The following is a 17,631-nucleotide window of genomic DNA, read 5'->3' on the forward strand; positions in this document are numbered from 1 at the left end:
CCCGCGGGGGGGGCTGGGAGTTAAGCCGCTAATCATGGCCTACAGGCCAATTCATTCATGGACGGAGAGTCGGGCGGCCACGCCAATATTGAGAAGCCGGCGTTCGGCGAGTATATGTAACCGCAGCGCCGATTATGGCCGGCGCCGGCATGCCCGGCGAGCTGGGCAAGAATGAAGGAGAGAAATGTCCGCAGCCTCTGAGGCGGCCACCGCAGTCGTCACCGCCAAGTCAGTCGAAGAACGCGAAGGCGTGGTGATCCGCTTCGCCGGCGACTCCGGCGACGGCATGCAAGTGACCGGCGCACAGTTCACCACCGAAACCGCATTGGCGGGCAACGATCTCAGTACGCTGCCCGATTACCCGGCCGAGATTCGCGCCCCGGCGGGCACACTCGCCGGCGTCAGCGGCTTCCAATTGCACTTCTCCAGCCGCGAGGTGTTCACGCCGGGCGATAACCCCGACGTGCTGGTGGCAATGAACCCGGCCGCGCTCAAGGTCAATCTCCCGGACCTCAAGCCCAACGGGATCCTGATCGTCGACCGTGAGACCTTCAGCGAGCCCAACCTCAAGAAGGCCGAGTACGAAAGCAACCCGCTGACCGACTCATCGCTCGACCGCTACCAGGTCTTCCAGGTTGATGTGAGCAAGCTCACCATCGCGGCGCTGCAGGATCTGAACTTGCCGACGCGCACGATGATGCGGTGCAAGAACTTCTTTGCCCTCGGGCTCACCTCTTGGCTGTTCCACCGTCCCATCGAGTCCACGATTGAATTCATCGAGCAGCGCTTCAAGAAGACACCGGAGTTGGTCGAGGCGAACATCCGCGTCCTCAAGGCAGGCTACAACTACGGCGACACCTGCGAGCTGTTTCGCACCTCCTACGAGGTGGCCCCGGCGCGCATCGCACCCGGCCGCTACCGCAACCTCACCGGCAACAGCGCCACCGCCCTGGGCTTCGTCGCCGCTGCCAGGCGCGCCGGCCTACCGCTTTTCCTCGGCAGCTATCCGATCACGCCGGCCAGTGACATCTTGCATGAGCTGGCCACATACAAGAACTTCGACGTTTATACCTACCAGGCCGAAGACGAGATCGCCGGCGTCGGCGCGGCCTTGGGCGCGGCCTTTGGCGGCGCGCTGGCAATCACCACCACCAGCGGCCCGGGCATGTGCTTGAAAGCCGAGACCATCAACCTGGCGGTGTCGGTCGAGCTGCCACTGGTCATCGTCGACGTCCAGCGCGGCGGCCCCAGCACCGGCTTGCCGACCAAGACCGAGCAAGCCGATCTGCTGATGGCCATCTACGGCCGCAACAGCGAGTCACCAGTGCCGGTATTGGCGGCGGCAACGCCGGCCGACTGCTTCGCGGCTGCCTTCGAATGCGCGCAGATCGCCCTCAAGTACATGACGCCGGTGATCCTGCTCACTGACGGTTACCTAGCCAACGGCGCTGAACCGTGGCGGGTGCCGAAGGCCAGCGACTTGCCCGAGATAGCGGTGGAATTCCGCACCGACCCGGTCGGCTTCTTTCCTTATCTGCGGGAGCCCGAGACGCTGTCGCGACCATGGGTGAGACCGGGTACTCGCGGACTCGAACACCGCGTCGGCGGTATCGAGAAGGAACACATCACCGGCAACGTCAGCTACTCCCCGACCAACCACGAGCAGATGGTGCGCCTGCGCGCCCGCAAGGTGGCCGGGATCGCGCGTGAAATCCCGCCCAGCACGCTGCACGGCCCGGCCAAGGGTGAAGTGCTGGTGCTGGGCTGGGGCAGCACCCACGGCTCGATCGCCGCGGCCGTGCGCCAGTTGCAGCAGAGCGGCCGGGCGGTCTCACACCTGCACCTGCGCTACCTCAATCCGCTGCCGCCGGATCTCGGCGACATCTTGCAGCGCTTCGAGCATGTCTTGGTCCCCGAGATGAACCTCGGCCAGTTGGTCCGGCTGATCCGGGCCGAATATCTCATCGACGCAATCGGCTTGAACAAGATCCAAGGCCAGCCCTTCAAGGTGGCCGAGATCATCAGCCGGATTCACCGCCTGTTGGAGGCGTAAGCACCATGAGTAACCCAGCAGCTCCCAAGCTGTCACGTAAAGACTTCGTCAGCGATCAAGACGTGCGCTGGTGCCCGGGGTGCGGCGACTACGCCATCCTGGCGCAGGTGCAGAAAGTCCTGCCCGAACTCGGTGTTCCGCGCGAGCGCTTCGTCTTCTTATCCGGGATCGGCTGCTCTAGCCGCTTCCCGTACTACATGAACACTTACGGCTTCCACACCATTCACGGCCGCGCCCCTGCAATCGCTTCGGGCCTCAAGGCCAGCCGGCCGGACCTGTCGGTGTGGATCGTCACCGGGGACGGCGACGCGCTCAGCATCGGCGGCAATCACCTCATCCACGCGCTGCGCCGCAATCTCGACCTCAACATCCTGCTGTTCAACAACCGCATCTACGGCCTGACCAAAGGCCAGTACTCGCCGACTTCCGAGCTCGGCAAGGTCACCAAGTCGTCGCCCATGGGGTCGGTGGATCATCCGTTCAACCCCATCTCCGTGGCACTGGGTGCCGAAGGTACATTCGTGGCCCGCAGCATCGACGTCGAGGCCAAGCACTTGCAGGACATGATTCGCCGCGCTTACGAGCACAAGGGCACGGCCTTCGTCGAGATCATGCAGAATTGCAACATCTTCAACGACGGCGCGTTCGCCTCGCTGACCGATAAGGACACCAAGGCCGACACCCAGCTCGTGATCGAGCACGGCAAGCCGCTGATCTTCGGCAAACAACGCGACAAGGGCATCCGCCTGCGCGGGCATTCGCTCGAGGTGGTCCAGCTCGGCGCCGGCGCCACCGGCGACGACGTCATCACCTACGACGAGACCAACCCGGTGCTGGCGACGCTGCTCAGCGCGATGCGGCCGCCGCAGTTTCCCACCCCCATCGGGGTATTCCGCGCGGTGTCGCGACCGGTCTACGAAGAGGCGATGGCGCAGCAGGTACAGCAAGCCCGCCTCAAACAAGGCCCCGGAGACCTCGACGAGCTCTTCAGCCGCGGCGACTGCTGGGTGGTCAACTGAATCGCGACGGCCGGCCGCGTCAGAGTACCTCCGCCAGACGCTCCGGCAGATCGCGCTGGTGCAGCTGGGTGTAATCCTTATCCAGGCTGGCGACTATGCGCTTGCTCACCGGCGCACTGAGCACCTTGCGCAGCAGCCCCAAAAACCAGGGCGGAGCAACCAGAATCAGCCGCGCATAGGCGTTGTGCCCGTGTCCGTCGGCCAGGACCCCGGCGAGTTGTTGCGCGAAGTGCTCGGCCTCGACTTCTTTCGGCGGCGTCGGCGGCGCCATTGCCGGGCGGCTGCCCGAACCCATGCTCTGCTTCACTCGCCCGGGCTTGTCGGCCATGATCTCGAGCCCCTTCGCCCGGCTTTCCGGATGGTCGAATTCCCGCACCAGTGCCCACGGCTTCAACTTCCCGGAGGTGCTGAAGAGCCGCGCGCGGCTGGCATCGCTGATGAGGATCCAGGTCTCGTTATTCATCGCTCACCCGCTTGCTTGGCCAATTACCCGATTAGCTTGCGACCATACCCGCGGCAGCTGAGTCGGTCAAAACCGCGGCCTCGTCAGATCACCGATCAGCGGCTCGCCGCCGCGTCATCGGCCTTTTGAATCAACTCGATGTCGATGGTGATCTCTACGTCGTTGCCCACCGCCAGGCCGCCGCTGTCCAGCAGCTTGCTCCACGACACACCGAAGTCTTGACGATTGATCGTCGTGCGGGCCAGGCCGCCGAGCTTCACGTTGCCGAACGGGTCCTTGAACGGTTTGGGCGAGCCTTCCACGTCCAGCACCACCTCCTTGGTCACACCGCGAATGGTAAGGTCACCGGTAATCTTGAACTTGTCGGTACCGGCGGCGGTGATCTGCTTGGACTTGAAGGTAATCGCCGGGTATTTCGCGACCTCGAAGAAGTCGGCGCCCTTGAGGTGCTCGTCGCGCTTGGCCTCGCGGGTGCTGATGCCGCCAACATCGATGCTGGCTTCGACCGACGACTTGTTCACATCGGCGTCGTTCGTCTTGGCCACGCCGCTGACCTTGCCCATGGTGCCGCGTACCGTCGAGACCATGAGATGGCGCACGGCGAACTGGACGCTGGTGTGGGCCGAATCGATCTCCCAAGTCGAGGCCCGCCCGAGCGCGGGGAGACCGAGAGCTACAATGCCGACCGCCGCGAGCACACTTCGTCGCATACCCATCCTCCTGGCCGCAATCCCGCGGCCGTCCAGAAGCGTTGTCGGCTGTATAGCGCCAGATGGCGCTGCAAAACGCAAGATGTCGCGTGTACTAACGGGAGCCAGAGCGCCGCCGACGTGCTCACTGCGCCGCGGCGATCGCCGGCACCGGCAGCTGCATCGTGAATATGGCGCCTTGGCCCGGTCCCGGACTTTCCGCCCAGATCTTGCCGCCGTACGCCTGCACGATGGCGCTGGCTAGGGCCAAGCTGAGGCCACTGCCGGCGCTGTGGTGCATCGTGTCGGCAATGGTGAAGGGTCGGAAAAGCTCTTGTGCTAATTCCGGCGGAAATCCCTTACCTCGATCCACGACGCTCAGCAGTGCCCGCTCTCGCGCCGGTCGGATAATGACGCGCACGCTCTTTTCCTCGGCCGAAAATTTCACCGCGTTGTCGAGCAAGATCGACACGCAGTGCGCCACGTGCCCCTGCTCGGCTCCGACCACCACCGGGTCCGCGGGTGCAATGATCCGCAGTTGCACGGCCGCCGAAGCCAGCGCCGGCATGTCGGCCGACACTCGCCGGACCACCTCCACCAGATCGGTGTGGCCGTTCGGCTCCAACCGTTCCGCGCTGAGCCAGCGAAAGTATTCCAGACCGTGATGGATGAAATTCTCGAAGCGCTCGTAGCCGCTGCGAACGACCTGTAGCAGTTTGACCTGGCCGGGATCGTCAGCGGCGGCATCGATCAAGTCGATCGCCGAGAGGTGCGTCAGCGGAGTCCGCAGCTCATGGCAGATGAACGCCAGGAAATCCGTCTTCAAGCGATCAAGAATGCGCAAGCGCGCGTTGGCGTCGGCCAATTCTCGCGCCCGCCGGCGTGCCGCTTCGACCGCCCGCCGCAGCTCCTGCGTGTGATGTGCGAGCTGCGTCGTGGCGTTGTCGAGCCGGCGCTGAACATCGAGGCTGGACTGGGCCAGCGGCGCCTTCTCCGCACAGATTGTTTCGCTCGAAATTCCTTGCGCTCCCATTGCCAATCACCTTCTCCCGCTTTAGCGCACGCAGCCGGTGTGCCAACCGCGCCGGCCGCACTGCCGGACACCGCTGCGGCACGCGGACTCGCAACCGATGTTGGCGAGGCAACGGATCGAGAAGGAACGTCAGGAAAATAGCAACGAAGAACCCCCTCAACCGGGAGCGCCCGCCCTTCCCTACCAGCGCATCGTATGCGATGTAGTCCGCGCGACTCGGTGCTTCTTCAATGTATGCCTTCACCGTCTCGGTCGACATCGGCGCACCCCCCGCGCGCGTCTGGCGCGCGCTGTGCGACCCCGCCGAGGTGGTGCAGTGGGATACCGGCGTGGCGGCTGCACTCGATGCACCGCCGGACTATCCCCGGCCTGGCCAGCACGTACGCTGGCGTTATACCAACGGACCGTTTCGCACCCTACACGACCGCCCACAGGCGGTGGTGCCGGAGCGCACGCTGCGCTCCTTGCTGGGAGTTGGACCGTTTCGCTTCGACGAGACTTACACCTTGGCACCGCACCCCGGCAGCTGCCGGCTGACGGCCGCCATGCTGGTGCGCGTACCGATCCCGTTGGTCGGCGTAGTGGTCGAGCACTGCTACCTCGGCCCGCGCACGCAGGCCACGGTGGCGGCGTCCCTGGAAGCCATCAAACATCACTGCGAACGAAGCGCGTGTTGTTGAACCCGGGCGGGCAGTCCCTGATCGACGCGGTCTACGCGAGCCTCGGGGGATCGGCTAGCGCCACGAGTCGGCGAGCACCGCGAAGGCGTGACGCAAGCTGCTAGCCCATCCCAGTCCAAGCTGCCCATCGAACGAATTGGCCGCCCCAGCCAAGCCAACGGCGGTTGGGGTGCGGGTCGGCCGCCGGGTGGAGGTCGGGGTTGGAGTCGGGGGACGGGTCGAGGTGCGAGTCGCACGCCGCGTGGCGGTGCGCGTCGGGGTCTGGGTCGACACCCACGCGCCCGCCGGGGTCGCGGTAGCGGTAGGCCTGCGGGTAGCCGTGCGGGTCGGAGTGCGGGTCGGAACGCGAGTCCACGTCCGGGTCGGAGTGGCGGTGCGGGCTGCCGCCGTCTGGGTCCGGGTAGCGGTGCGGGTCGGGGCGATGGTGTAGGTGCCGGTAGGGGTCGGTGTCGCAGTCGGGACCGGCCGGGTGGCGGTCGCAGTGAGCGCGGCGCCTTGCGGATAGATGAAGTTGACGGCGTCAACCTCGTCCGTGCCGAGCGCGGCGCAACGGCCGTCGAAGTGCGCGCTCGGCGCCATAGTCGAAGCGCTATCAGTGGCGTGTCCGAGACCGATCGCGTGCCCGATTTCGTGGGTGGCGACCTCGGCGAGATTGCAGCTGTTCCAGAACGAGCAGTTTTCCCAGCCGTTGTTGAATGTAACCTTGCCCATAACGATGCGGCGGAAGGTGGTGCCGTTGACGATGCGAGTTTCTGCCGAGGTGGCGCAGTAGCTGCCGATGGCCAGAACCCCGCCACAATTCGTCGGGTCAGTAACGTCGCCAAAGGGATCGTTGAAAATCAGGCGGCTGCCGCCGGTGCAACCACTGAACGGCACCGGGTCGGTCACGCCGCCGTCGCTGATCCGCAGTGTGGTATTCGGTACATTCGACCACGCCGCCATCGCCTGATTCATGGCGTAGCGCGAATCCACCGCGCCGATCTTGCTGTCTCCCGTCCAGTCGATCAAGAACGGAACGGCCTGACCGGCATCGGCTTCGAACCAGCGCGAAGGCGAGCCCAAGTAGGTGAAAGCGGCGAACTGCGCCTGGCCTTTGGCCTGACTCAGTTCACCGGGCCGGATCACGACCGGCGGCCCGTAAGTATCCGCTCCGAGCGCCGGCGCCGATTCGCGCACTCGCTGAACGAACTCATCGAGATTGAAGTTCTCCGGCGCCGGATCGGTGACCACGCGGCCGCCCGTGCGCGGCATCACCGCTACGCCCTCACCGAGGGACCGGGTCAGCATGCGAGCATGCTTGCCGAGGCGCATGGTGTACTTGCCCATGGCCATCGCCGTCGTCCGCAGGGTGCCGTCGCGGTTCTGGCTTAAGAACACCAGGACGCGCTCGCCCAGTGAGTATTGCGCACTGCCGAAGACTCGCTCGACGGCGCCCGGCAGCTCTCCGCCGATTTCACGCAGGACAATCTCACCCTCAGGCAGGTTGCCGGCGATGACTTCTGTAGGAGCAATCCGAATGTAGGTATGAATCGCGCCGCTGGTCTCCTCCATGCGCGCTTCGATAGCGGTAACCGAGCCCGTCACCACTGCCACCGACTGAGCCGCCAGCTCCTGTTCGTTCATCATCACGAAGGTGGTGGCCCGAGCGCGCTGGCCAAAGGCCAGAACGAGCGCGAGCACCAGCGAACCGTTGAGCGCAGCCTTGAAAGTCCGTAAGCACATGGTGACAGGTGCTAGTGCCAGCCCTGTGCCACGGGTTTGCCGGCCAACAACTCTTTTCGGATCAAGCAGTTACGCGATCGCAGCGAAAACAACTACGGCGGGAAAATGGCGTTCGCCGCCAAGGCGACGAAAGCGCACCAATCTCCATGTCGCCAGCAGTGCGTGGCGCTGGCGAGAGCGCTCAAGCGGCTCGCATAGCAGAAGGAAAAGGGCTCAGTCGGCGCCGCCGGCACCCAGCACTTCGACTTGAAACCCGGCCGCGCGCCAGGCTGCGCGATCGAGGTGGCCGTGGGTATCGAGCACCAGCGGTCGCGCCACTAGGCTCGCCACCTGCGCCGGCCGCAACCGGCGATAGGCCGTGTGCGGGGCCAGCAGCAGCACCAGATGCGCGTCCTGCAAACAAGACGTGAGTGCGGCCTCGTCACGCCGGTCGCCGGCGTGCGGATCATGCTCCGCAACGACAACCCCGCCGAGCTCTCGTAGCAGATCGCGCACCCGGATCGCGGGCGATTCGCGCACATCACCGACGTCGCCCTTGTAGGCCAATCCCAGCAACGCGATCTTCGGCCGTACCACGCCCGCAACCAACCGCCGCACCCGTTCTACGACCAGCGACGGCACCTGGTCGTTGATCTCGCGGGCGGCGCGAATCAGTTTGGTGCGGGCGGGAAAGCGTTCAACCAGAAACCACGGGTCAACCCCGATACAATGGCCGCCGACTCCGGGGCCGGGGCGGTGCAAGTGGACGCGCGGGTGGTGGTTGGCCAGCTCGACGACGCGGCCGGCGTCAACGCCGAGCTCCTCGGCCATACGCGCCAGCTCGTTGGCCAGGGCGATGTTGACGTCACGATAAGTGTTCTCCATCAACTTCACGAGTTCGGCGGTGGTGGCATCGGTACAAATGATCTCGCCCTCGACGAAGCTGCGATACAACTCAGCCGCCCGCTCGGCCGAGCGCGGCGTCAAGCCGCCGACGATCCGCGCGTTGGCGATCAGTTCCTTCAAGATGTTTCCCGGGATAACCCGTTCCGGGCAGTAGGCGACGTCAACGTCGCGGCCGGCAACCAGCCCGCCACGTTCGATGGCGGCTGCCAGTACGCCGCGCGTCGTCCCCGGCGGGGAAGTCGATTCCAGCAACACCAGGTTGCCGGCTTGTAGGCACGGCACGATCGCCGCCGCCGCCGTCCGCACCGCTTCCAGATCAGCTCGCGGCAGAGCGCCCTCGCGAATCAACGGAGTCGGCACCGCGATCACGAAGACGTCCGCCGCTGCCGGCTGCACGGCCGGGCGCAGATTGCCCGACCGCAGCGCAGCACGCACCACGGTGGCCAGGCCCGGCTCATCGAGGTGGGGTTCACCGGCGGCCAAGCGCGCCACCACGCGCGCATCGGTATCGACACCGACCACGCGATACCCGGCGGCCGCCAGCATCGCGGCCGTGGGCAGCCCAACGTAACCCAGCCCGAGTACACAAACGGTCTTCATGGCTCCGCCGTGCCCGCTTCGCCGAAGAACGCCTGCACCACCGCCGCGATGCGCTCGGCGGCGCGCCCATCGCCGTAGGGGTTGCCGCCCGGCGCCTGCCAGCGGCCCGCGGCCTGCTCCGCCAGCGCGCGGGTGACTTCGTCGACAATCCGCACCGGATCGGTCCCCACCAACCGCGCCACGCCGGCGGCAATGCCTTCGGGCCGCTCGGTCTTCTCGCGCATCACCAACACCGGCTTGCCCAGCGCCGCGGCCTCTTCCTGGATTCCCCCCGAGTCGGTAAGCAGCACTTCGGCCCGCTGCATCAGCGCCACGAACGGCAGGTATTCCAGCGGTTCGCTCAAGACGATGCCCGGCACCGCCGCCAGCAAGCGCTGCACCGGCTCACGCACATGCGGGTTCAAGTGCACCGGATAGACGAGCGCGACGTCGCGGTGTTGCGCCACAACCGCACGCAGGGCCTCGCAGATGTTGTGCATGCCGGCGCCGAAGCTCTCGCGCCGGTGCCCGGTGACGAGAATCAGGCGGCGTCCGGCACTGGCGCACTCGATCGCGTCAGGGATACACCCGTCCAGCTCACCACTGCGCAAGCGGCGTGTAACCGCCAGCAAGGCGTCGATGCCGGTATTACCGGTTACGCTGATGCGCTGCGGCGCAATGCCTTCGGCCAGCAGGTTGTCGCGCGCGCCGGGCGTGGGAGCGAAGTGCAGGTCCGCCAGCGCGGCGGTCAGGCGCCGATTCACCTCCTCCGGAAAAGGGCTCCAGCGATCGCCGGTACGCAAGCCGGCCTCGACGTGGGCGACCGGCACTCGCTGATAGAAGGCCGCCAGGGCCGCGGCCATCGTCGTCGTCGTATCGCCCTGGACGACGAGCAGCTGCGGGCGCTCCGCCGCCAGCACCGGGCGCAGTCCAGTCAGTACCGCACCGGTGAGATCCCCGAGTGATTGCCCCGCCTGCATCAGGTTGAGGTCGTGGTCAGGCCGGATGCCGAACACGCGCAGCACCTGATCGAGCATTTCGCGATGCTGCGCGGTGACACACACCCGCACCTCGCCGGCTGCCCGCAGCGCGTCGATCACGGGCGCCAGTTTGATCGCCTCCGGCCGGGTGCCGAACACCACGAGAATCCGCGCTTGCGCCATCAGCCTTCTCCCCTTGCAGTGAACTCACGCAGGCGCTGGCGCAACCGCGCGGCGATCTGCGGCTGCGCCGCCAACAGGTTTTGCGTCTCCCCCGGGTCGTTGGCCAGATCGTATAACTCCTCGCGCAGGAAGAGCGCGGGCAGCGCCGCCGGCACCGGCGGCGGTGCCTTGGTATCGAGCAGCGCTGAGGGTTCACTGCGAATGAGCTTCCACGAGCCGCTACGAACCGCCCGAGCCACGAAGCCGAGGCGCACCTGCTGCCCCTCAAACGGTACCGCAGTGCTCAGCACCGCGGTCGCGGGCAGGTAGGTTTCCGCATAGCTGTCGCCGGCAACATAATCAGGCGCCAGCGCGTCGCGCCCGCTCAACCCGGCCGGCGCCCCGACCCCGAGCCGAGCCAGGATCGTCGGCAGCACGTCTGCCGTCTGCACCGCGGCGGCAACCCGTTGCCCGGAATGGAAGCGCCCGGGAAATCGCATCACCCACGGCAGCCGCAGCCCGGGTTCGTAGACGTTCGCGCCGTGGCCGACGAAGAAGTGCTCGCGCAGGTCTTGCCCGTGCGAGCCAAGGACAACGACGAGCGTGTCATCGCTCCAACCGCGTTCATCCAGGCTGTCGATCAAGTGGCCGATTTCGCGGTCCACGCGCACCACGTGTTCGGGGTACTGGCGCACCAGCGTCTCGCGTTCGATCTCGGCGGCACGCAGCTGGTCGCGCTGCTCCTGGGCGCCGAAGTAATGCACCCACAGCAGGAAGCGCCGCCGGCCGTGGCGCTTGAGCCAGCCGATCGCCGCATCGGTGACCGCCTCGTCGGTGCGCCGGCTGTCGGCCGTGGCCTTGCGCGCGTGGTAGTTGCGCGCCGCGTCGGCATCATCAAAGCTCTCAGAGGGCAGGCGCGGGATTCTGGCCTTGGGGTACTCCATCGGTGCATTGTAGCGGTCCTCGTAATAGCCGAAGCCGCGCGCCAGACCGGTGGTGTGATCGGCGGGATAGGCGCCGACAACCGCCGCGGTTGTCCAGCCGGCGTCTTGCAGCCGCTGCGCTAAGGTTTCAAACCGCTCGGAGAGGCGCTGCTCGGGTAGACGCAATTGATGCCGGTTGGCGCCGACTCCGGTCATGATCGTGGCCAGGGCCGGCGTCGTCCATGGCACATCGGTGGTGGCGTGTTGGAAAAGCACGCCGTTAGCCGCGAGCCAGTCGAGGTTGGGAACCGGGACCGCGCCGCCGTAACACGACAGCCGGTCCGGCCGCAGCCCATCGACCGTAATCAGCAACACGTTCGGACCCGGCGCCGGCCAGGCCAACCACGCCAACACTGCTGACAGCGCCAGCGCCGTGATCACCCCACTCTTCGCGGTTCTCATCCCTACCAGCCGCCCACGGCTCTACACAGGCCCGCCGGGCCGGTCAACGGTCATGCGTCTTGCTGGTGCACGCTTGCCAGTCAGTGATTTGTCACCGAAGTGCCACTTGGTGGTGCCAGAAACCCACGCGCCCCTCACCCCAACCATGGCCTACCCTGGCTGAAAGACATGCGGGGAGAGCGACGACGCTGCATACGTGGAATCGCTTGATGCTCACGCATCCGCACTTGCACCTGCTGGTGAGCGCGGGCGGGATCGCTGCGGATGGGCGGTGGGTGGCGTTGTGGGCGGCGGCAAAGAAGCACTGGAACGTGCGCGTCGAGCCGCCCTATCAACAGGGCATGGCGCTGGTGCTCTACCAAGACACCACGGGAAGCAGTTGGACTTCACGCTTTCGACCCGTGAGCGAGTCCTGGAACTTCTTCGTCGCCGATAGGGTTGATGAACCCGTGGCGAGGATCTTCAGATGTGGAAAGGCATCGGCCCCGATCTTCAGCAGCCGGCTCGGATCAGGCAGCTGATGCACCTCGTCGAAGACGACGGTGCCCTCGCTGGCCGACGCTTAGACTCCGGGTCACGCAGCAGTTCCGCAACGCTCGGGAGATCGCACTTGAGGTACCGCGCCGCAGGGCTGCACCGTTACGCACAAATAGCGACGCGGCCCGACGTTCTGGAACCGGCTGCCAAATCAACTAATGCGCCGCCGCCAGCGCTTTGCGCCAGCGCTGAAAGCGGCTGTCGCGCGCGTCCGCGCTCAGGCGCGGCTCAAAGCGGCCGCCGCAGCGCCAGCGGTCGCGTAGCTCGTAGAGGTCTTGCCAGACACCCACGGCCAGCCCGGCGAGGTAGGCCGCTCCCAACGCCGTGGCCTGTACCACTGCCGGACGCTCGACTGGTATGCCGAGTGTGTCGGCCAGCGCCTGCAGCAGAAAGTCGTTCGCCGCCGCGCCGCCGTCGGCGCGCAGTACCTGCGGCGGTGGCGTCGCCGCATCTTCGAGCAAAGTTTCGATCACTTCTCGGCTGCGGTAGGCAATGCCTTCCAACATCGCCCGCACCACGTGCGCACGGGTGCTGGCCCGCGACAAGCCCCCGATCACGGCGCGCGCGCTCGCATCCATGTAGGGCGTACCCAAGCCTTGAAAGGCCGGCACTGCCCACACCCCGCCGCTGTCGGGAACACTGGCGGCCACCGCCGCGCTGTCGGCGGGATCCGCAATGATGCCAAGCCCGTCGCGCAGCCACTGGAGCGCAGCCCCCGCCGTAATCGCCGTCCCTTCCAAACAGTACGGCCGCTGGCCGGCTCGCCCGCACAGCACCAGCGGATAGGCCCCACGCTGCGACAGCACCGGAAAATCGCCGACGTGCACGTCCACCATCGCTGAGGTGCCGTAGGTGATCTTGATACTACCCGCTTCGAGGTTGAGTTCGCCGAACATGGCCGCCTGCTGATCCCCGGCGATTCCCGCAATCGGCACCGCGGACGGCAGCACCGCTACGGCAGCGGTGGCGTGCAGCTGGCTGGAGAAATGGATCTGCGGCAGCATGCGCGCAGAGATCTGCAGCGCAGCCAGCACCGACTCATCCCAAGCACCGAGCGCGAAGTCGTACAGGCCGGTGCACGAGGCGTTCGAGTGATCGGTGACATGGGCCGCGCCGCCGCTCAGCTGCCACACCAGCCAGCTGTCAATCGTGCCGAAGCACAGCTCACCCGCCTCCGCCCAGGCGAAGCCGTCGGGGATGTGGCGTAACACCCACTCCAGCTTGGTCGCCGAAGCCATGGTGTTAGAGTAGATGCCCTGGTCGAGCAGCTCGTCCACCCGCTGGCTGGTCCGCCCGTCTTGCCAGACGATCGCCGGGTACACCGGCCGGCCGCTGCCGCGCTCCCAGACCACGGTGGTAGATCGCTGATTCGCCACCCCGACGGCGGCGAGTTTCGCCGCCGCCGCCGGACCCGCTTGCTGCAAGGCCGCGGCGATCACCGTTTGCACGGTGCGCCAAATCAGCTCGGGATCGTGCTCGACCAGCCCGGGCTGCGGGTAGCTCGGCAGCACCTCGCGATAAGCCGAGCCGAGCAACTCGCTGCGGTCGTTGAACAGCAACGCGCGCACGCCGGTGGTACCGGCATCAACAGCGAGCAGGGTGGCGTTGGCGGCGCTCATCGTGGCTCCGCACCATAGCCTGACCACCGGCGCCGCGAAAGCGCCCGGCGCATCTTGCTCGCGCGCATCGCCGGCACTAACATTGGCGCCATGGCGCGGCGGGACACCGAGTCCGACACCGGGGTCGTCACCGAAACCGAGAGGAAGGTCGACGAGCCTCGCTTGTATAAAGTGCTGCTGCACAACGACGACTTCACCACCATGGAGTTCGTCGTACAGGTGCTCCAGCTGATGTTCCACAAGCCGCTGCCGGAGGCGACCCAGATCATGCTGCACGTACACCGCCAGGGCATCGGGCTCTGCGGCACGTACAGTTACGAGGTGGCCGAGACCAAGGTCGCCGAAGTCTTGGCTTTGGCCCGGGCGCACGAATACCCACTACAGTGCAGCATGGAGCCGGCATAGGGGAAAGGGGCGCACGCGATGATCAGCCGCGAACTGCAAGCCACGCTGGCGCTGGCATTGATGGAAGCCAAGCAGCGCCGCCACGAGTACCTCAGCCTCGAGCACGTGCTTTATGCCCTGCTCCACGAGCACGACTGTGCCGAAGTCATCCGCCATTGCGGCGGTGACCTGGCGGCGATCAAGCGTGACCTCGAAGCCTTCTGGGCCACCCACGTGCGCCCCTTGCCCGAGAGCGAGCCGGCCGACCCGCAGCAGACGCTGAGCTTCCAGCGCGTGGTGCAGCGCGCCGCCATGCACGTGCAAGCCGCCGGCAAACGCGAGATCGACGGCCGCACCGTGCTGGTGGCGATGATGCGCGAACCGGAGTCACAAGCGGTGTATTGCTTGCAACGCCAAGGCATCACACGGCTGGACATCCTCAATTACATTTCCCACGGGATCTCGAAGTTGGGTCAAGAAGCCGACCCCGCAGAAGAGCACGACCCGGAGGCGGAGCAACCCGAGGCCGGCCCGGCACGCGACCCGCTGGCGTTGTTCACTGTGAACCTGGTGCAAAAAGCGCGCGAGGGTAAGATCGACCCGCTCATCGGCCGCGCCAGCGAGCTCGAGCGCACCATCCACGTGCTCTGCCGGCGGCGCAAGAACAACCCCGTCTACGTCGGCGATGCCGGGGTCGGCAAGACCGCCTTGGTCGAGGGGCTGGCGTTGCGCATCGCCGCCAGCCAGGTGCCGGAGCCGTTGAAGACCGCGGCGATCTACTCGCTCGATATGGGCGCGCTGCTGGCGGGAACCAAGTTCCGCGGCCAGTTCGAGGAGCGCCTCAAGGGCGTGCTGACAGCGCTCAAGCGCCAACCCCAGGCGATCCTGTTCGTCGATGAGATCCACACCCTCGTCGGCGCCGGCGCCACCAGCGGCGGCTCGATGGATGCCTCCAACATGCTCAAACCCGCGCTCAGTGCGGGCGAGCTGCGCTGCATCGGCGCCACTACTTACCAGGAGTTCAAGAATCATTTCGAGAAAGACCGCGCGCTCGCCCGCCGCTTCCAGCGCATCGATGTCGCCGAGCCCAGCGTCGAGGACACCGGCAGGATCCTCGAAGGCCTGCAGCCGCACTACGAGCAGCACCACGGCGTCCGCTACACCGCGGAGGCCATCCGCGCCGCGGCCGAATTGTCGGCGCGCTACATCAACGACCGCTTTCTACCCGACAAAGCCATCGACGTCATCGACGAGGTCGGTGCGGCCATGAAGATACTGCCACCGGCGGCGCGACCCGACTCAATCACACGCGAAGACATCGAGGCCACAGTCGCCCGCATGGCCAAGATTCCGCCCAAGACGGTCAGCGTCGACGTGCGCGAGCAGTTGCAGCACCTCGAACGCGACTTGAAGCTGAGCGTCTTCGGGCAAGACGCTGCAATCGGCGCGCTGGCCAGCGCCATCAAGCTGTCGCGCTCCGGGCTGGGCCACCCCGAAAAACCCGTGGGCAGCTTCCTGTTCTCGGGTCCGACCGGCGTGGGCAAGACCGAGGTCGCCCGCCAACTCGCCCGCGTCCTGGCGGTCGAGTTCATCCGCTTCGACATGAGCGAGTATATGGAGAAACACACCGTGTCACGGCTGATCGGCGCCCCGCCGGGCTACGTCGGCTTCGATCAGGGCGGCCTGCTCACTGACGCCGTTCACCGCACCCCGTACGCCGTCCTGTTGCTCGACGAGATCGAGAAGGCGCACCCGGATCTGTTCAACATCCTGTTGCAGGTGATGGATCACGCCACGCTCACCGACCACAACGGCCGCAAGGCCGACTTCCGCAACGTGATTCTGATCATGACCACCAACGCCGGCGCCCAGGAGATCAGCGCCACGCCGGTGGGCTTCGGCACCCGCAGCAACGCCGGCAAGGACAAGCAGGTGCTCGAGCGCCTCTTCAGCCCCGAGTTTCGCAACCGCCTCGATGCCATGATCACCTTCAGCTCGCTCGACGCCGAAGCGGTCGCCCGCGTGGTGGACAAGTTCCTGATCGAACTGGACATGCAGCTCAACGGCCGCAACGTGTTCCTGCAAGTCAGCGAGCAGGCCCGCGCCTGGCTGGCGCGCCGCGGCTACGATGCCCTCTTCGGCGCGCGTCCGATGGCGCGCTTGATTCAAACCGAAATCAAGCGCCCGCTGGCGGACGAGATCCTCTTCGGCCGGCTGCAAAACGGCGGCACCGTCGAAATCGACGCCGGCGGCGACGGCTTGACCTTCCACTACCCGGCACCAGTAGCAGTGCCGGCGTAGCGCGCTCACAGCGGCGCGGCGGCGATGAGCGCGCCCAGCTGCGCCAGCTGCGGCGTGGCGGCGCCCAGGGTGTACTCGATCTGCTTCAGCCACAGGAAGTAGCGGTGCATCGGATAATCAACGTCGATGCTGATGCCGCCGTGAACGTGCAAACCGGCGTGCCCGATGCGGCTGCCGCCCTCGGCCGCCCAGTACTTGGCCGTGGCGATCTCCTTGGCCGAGGGCATCTCGTCCGCCAGGCGCGTGGCCGCCTGCCACATGGTGAGGTTGACGGCTTCGTTGTCGATATAGGCGTCGGCCATGCGCTGGCCCACCGCCTGAAACATCGCGATCGGCTTGTCGAACTGCTTGCGGTTCGAGGCATACTGCGCCGTTAGCAGCAGCGCCTCCTGGCAAGCGCCTGAGGCAATCGCGCAGAGTCCGGCGGTGGTGCGGTCGACGATCCAGTCGAGGATTGCGGCCCCCTGCCCTATCGAACCTAGCACGCTCTCCCGCCCGACCTTCACAGCCGACAGCTCCAAGCGAGAGTGTGCCTCCCAGTTCATCGTCTCCTGGCGCGCCAGCGTAACCCCCGCGGCCTGCGGGTCGACGATGAACACCGCGATCTCACCGCCCGCAGTGCGCGCCGGCACCAGCACCGCCGCCGCCTGCTGCGCCAGCGGCACCGCCACCTTGACGCCGGTAAGCCGCCAGTGGTCGCCCTCCGCCGTGGCGACCGTGGCCGGGCTGCGGCTGTCGGCGGTTACCTCACTCAGCGCCGCCGTCAGCAGTGTGCTGCCGGCAACAACTCCCGGCAGATAGCGCCGCTGCTGTTCACTCGACCCGAAGCGCGCCAGCGGCATTGCCGCCGAGACCAGCGCGGGCAACAGCGGCAGCATGACGACCCGGCGGCCTTGCTGCTCCAGCAGCAGACAGCTTTCGACGAATCCCCCGCCGCTACCGCCGGCCGCCTCCGGCAGTGCCGCCCCGAGCAAGCCGGCCTTCGCCAGCTCCGCCCACAGCTCGCCGTCATAACCCGCGCCGCTGGCTTCGATCGCTTTCAAGCGCTCCGGCGCGCAGCGGTCGCCGATGATTTGCGCCGCCAGGGCACTGAGAGCACGTTGTTCTTCCGTCAGCGAGAAATCCATTGCCGTCTCCCGA

At 66.4% G+C, this 17,631-nt stretch carries 14 protein-coding genes and 1 pseudogene; 5 read left to right on the forward strand and 10 right to left on the reverse strand.

The features are described 5' to 3' along the window. Positions 1-184: 184 nt before the first annotated feature. Both HY699_08450 and HY699_08455 read left to right on the forward strand, forming a co-directional pair. Positions 185-2,053, forward strand: coding sequence for a 2-oxoacid:acceptor oxidoreductase subunit alpha (locus tag HY699_08450; protein MBI4515830.1), 1,869 nt, complete (start codon positions 185-187; stop codon positions 2,051-2,053). A 5-nt stretch (positions 2,054-2,058) separates the two neighbouring features. Continuing rightward, entirely contained in the window at positions 2,059-3,072 is a 1,014-nt protein-coding gene (locus tag HY699_08455) for a 2-oxoacid:ferredoxin oxidoreductase subunit beta (GenBank protein ID MBI4515831.1), read from the forward strand. Between the two features lie 19 nt (positions 3,073-3,091). Here the strand turns inward: HY699_08455 and HY699_08460 are convergent, their stop codons facing one another. From HY699_08460 to HY699_08470, 3 genes are all read right to left on the reverse strand, one after another. Then, positions 3,092-3,535 carry a host attachment protein gene (locus HY699_08460; protein MBI4515832.1) on the reverse strand — a complete coding sequence of 148 codons (444 nt, stop codon included), beginning with the start codon at positions 3,533-3,535 and terminating at the stop codon, positions 3,092-3,094. A 95-nt stretch (positions 3,536-3,630) separates the two neighbouring features. Continuing rightward, complete coding sequence (locus HY699_08465) at positions 3,631-4,245, reverse strand: YceI family protein (protein ID MBI4515833.1); 615 nt, start codon at positions 4,243-4,245, stop codon at positions 3,631-3,633. Positions 4,246-4,369: 124 nt separating this feature from the next. Further along, positions 4,370-5,257, reverse strand: coding sequence for a HAMP domain-containing histidine kinase (locus HY699_08470; protein MBI4515834.1), 888 nt, complete (start codon positions 5,255-5,257; stop codon positions 4,370-4,372). 230 nt (positions 5,258-5,487) lie between these two features. Between HY699_08470 and HY699_08475 the strand changes: the two genes are divergently transcribed. After that, positions 5,488-5,937 (forward strand): SRPBCC family protein, encoded by a 450-nt coding sequence (locus tag HY699_08475; GenBank protein MBI4515835.1) that lies wholly within the window; start codon positions 5,488-5,490, stop codon positions 5,935-5,937. Positions 5,938-5,991: 54 nt separating this feature from the next. Here the strand turns inward: HY699_08475 and HY699_08480 are convergent, their stop codons facing one another. From HY699_08480 to glpK, 6 genes and pseudogenes are all read right to left on the reverse strand, one after another. Next, complete coding sequence (locus tag HY699_08480) at positions 5,992-7,659, reverse strand: matrixin family metalloprotease (GenBank protein MBI4515836.1); 1,668 nt, start codon at positions 7,657-7,659, stop codon at positions 5,992-5,994. 213 nt (positions 7,660-7,872) lie between these two features. Then, positions 7,873-9,144: a nucleotide sugar dehydrogenase gene (locus HY699_08485; GenBank protein MBI4515837.1), complete on the reverse strand. Its 1,272-nt coding sequence runs from the start codon at positions 9,142-9,144 to the stop codon at positions 7,873-7,875. Next, positions 9,141-10,286, reverse strand: coding sequence for a UDP-N-acetylglucosamine 2-epimerase (non-hydrolyzing) (gene wecB, locus HY699_08490; protein ID MBI4515838.1), 1,146 nt, complete (start codon positions 10,284-10,286; stop codon positions 9,141-9,143). Before wecB ends, HY699_08485 begins: the two co-directional genes overlap by 4 nt. Then, positions 10,286-11,650, reverse strand: coding sequence for a sulfatase (locus tag HY699_08495; protein ID MBI4515839.1), 1,365 nt, complete (start codon positions 11,648-11,650; stop codon positions 10,286-10,288). Before HY699_08495 ends, wecB begins: the two co-directional genes overlap by 1 nt. 355 nt (positions 11,651-12,005) lie before the next feature. Further along, positions 12,006-12,235: pseudogene (locus HY699_08500) on the reverse strand (AAA family ATPase). 107 nt (positions 12,236-12,342) lie between these two features. Next, positions 12,343-13,806, reverse strand: coding sequence for a glycerol kinase GlpK (gene glpK / locus HY699_08505; protein MBI4515840.1), 1,464 nt, complete (start codon positions 13,804-13,806; stop codon positions 12,343-12,345). A gap of 90 nt (positions 13,807-13,896) precedes the next feature. Here glpK and clpS point away from each other — a divergent pair, with 90 nt between their 5' ends. Further along, the gene (gene clpS / locus HY699_08510; protein MBI4515841.1) at positions 13,897-14,211 is read left to right on the forward strand and encodes an ATP-dependent Clp protease adapter ClpS; all 315 of its coding nucleotides are present in this window, start codon (positions 13,897-13,899) and stop codon (positions 14,209-14,211) included. Positions 14,212-14,229: 18 nt separating this feature from the next. Next, positions 14,230-16,491 (forward strand): ATP-dependent Clp protease ATP-binding subunit ClpA, encoded by a 2,262-nt coding sequence (clpA, locus tag HY699_08515; GenBank protein MBI4515842.1) that lies wholly within the window; start codon positions 14,230-14,232, stop codon positions 16,489-16,491. Positions 16,492-16,496: 5 nt separating this feature from the next. Here clpA and HY699_08520 read toward each other — a convergent pair whose 3' ends face one another. After that, positions 16,497-17,618, reverse strand: a complete 1,122-nt coding sequence (locus HY699_08520; GenBank protein ID MBI4515843.1) for an acyl-CoA/acyl-ACP dehydrogenase — start codon at positions 17,616-17,618, stop codon at positions 16,497-16,499. Between the last annotated feature and the right edge of the window lie 13 nt (positions 17,619-17,631).

This window comes from Deltaproteobacteria bacterium, from assembly GCA_016210005.1.
Taxonomy (GTDB): Bacteria; Desulfobacterota; Binatia; order HRBIN30; family JACQVA1; genus JACQVA1.

Bases quoted from the DNA above. Each gene is read 5' to 3' on its own strand.
- HY699_08450 (MBI4515830.1), top strand. From the start codon at position 185: ATGTCCGCAGCCTCTGAGGCGGCCACCGCAGTCGTCACCGCCAAGTCA.
- HY699_08455 (MBI4515831.1), top strand. From the start codon at position 2,059: ATGAGTAACCCAGCAGCTCCCAAGCTGTCACGTAAAGACTTCGTCAGC.
- HY699_08460 (MBI4515832.1), bottom strand. From the start codon at position 3,535: ATGAATAACGAGACCTGGATCCTCATCAGCGATGCCAGCCGCGCGCGG.
- HY699_08465 (MBI4515833.1), bottom strand. From the start codon at position 4,245: ATGCGACGAAGTGTGCTCGCGGCGGTCGGCATTGTAGCTCTCGGTCTC.
- HY699_08470 (MBI4515834.1), bottom strand. From the start codon at position 5,257: ATGGGAGCGCAAGGAATTTCGAGCGAAACAATCTGTGCGGAGAAGGCG.
- HY699_08475 (MBI4515835.1), top strand. From the start codon at position 5,488: ATGTATGCCTTCACCGTCTCGGTCGACATCGGCGCACCCCCCGCGCGC.
- HY699_08480 (MBI4515836.1), bottom strand. From the start codon at position 7,659: ATGTGCTTACGGACTTTCAAGGCTGCGCTCAACGGTTCGCTGGTGCTC.
- HY699_08485 (MBI4515837.1), bottom strand. From the start codon at position 9,144: ATGAAGACCGTTTGTGTACTCGGGCTGGGTTACGTTGGGCTGCCCACG.
- wecB (MBI4515838.1), bottom strand. From the start codon at position 10,286: ATGGCGCAAGCGCGGATTCTCGTGGTGTTCGGCACCCGGCCGGAGGCG.
- HY699_08495 (MBI4515839.1), bottom strand. From the start codon at position 11,650: ATGAGAACCGCGAAGAGTGGGGTGATCACGGCGCTGGCGCTGTCAGCA.
- glpK (MBI4515840.1), bottom strand. From the start codon at position 13,806: ATGAGCGCCGCCAACGCCACCCTGCTCGCTGTTGATGCCGGTACCACC.
- clpS (MBI4515841.1), top strand. From the start codon at position 13,897: ATGGCGCGGCGGGACACCGAGTCCGACACCGGGGTCGTCACCGAAACC.
- clpA (MBI4515842.1), top strand. From the start codon at position 14,230: ATGATCAGCCGCGAACTGCAAGCCACGCTGGCGCTGGCATTGATGGAA.
- HY699_08520 (MBI4515843.1), bottom strand. From the start codon at position 17,618: ATGGATTTCTCGCTGACGGAAGAACAACGTGCTCTCAGTGCCCTGGCG.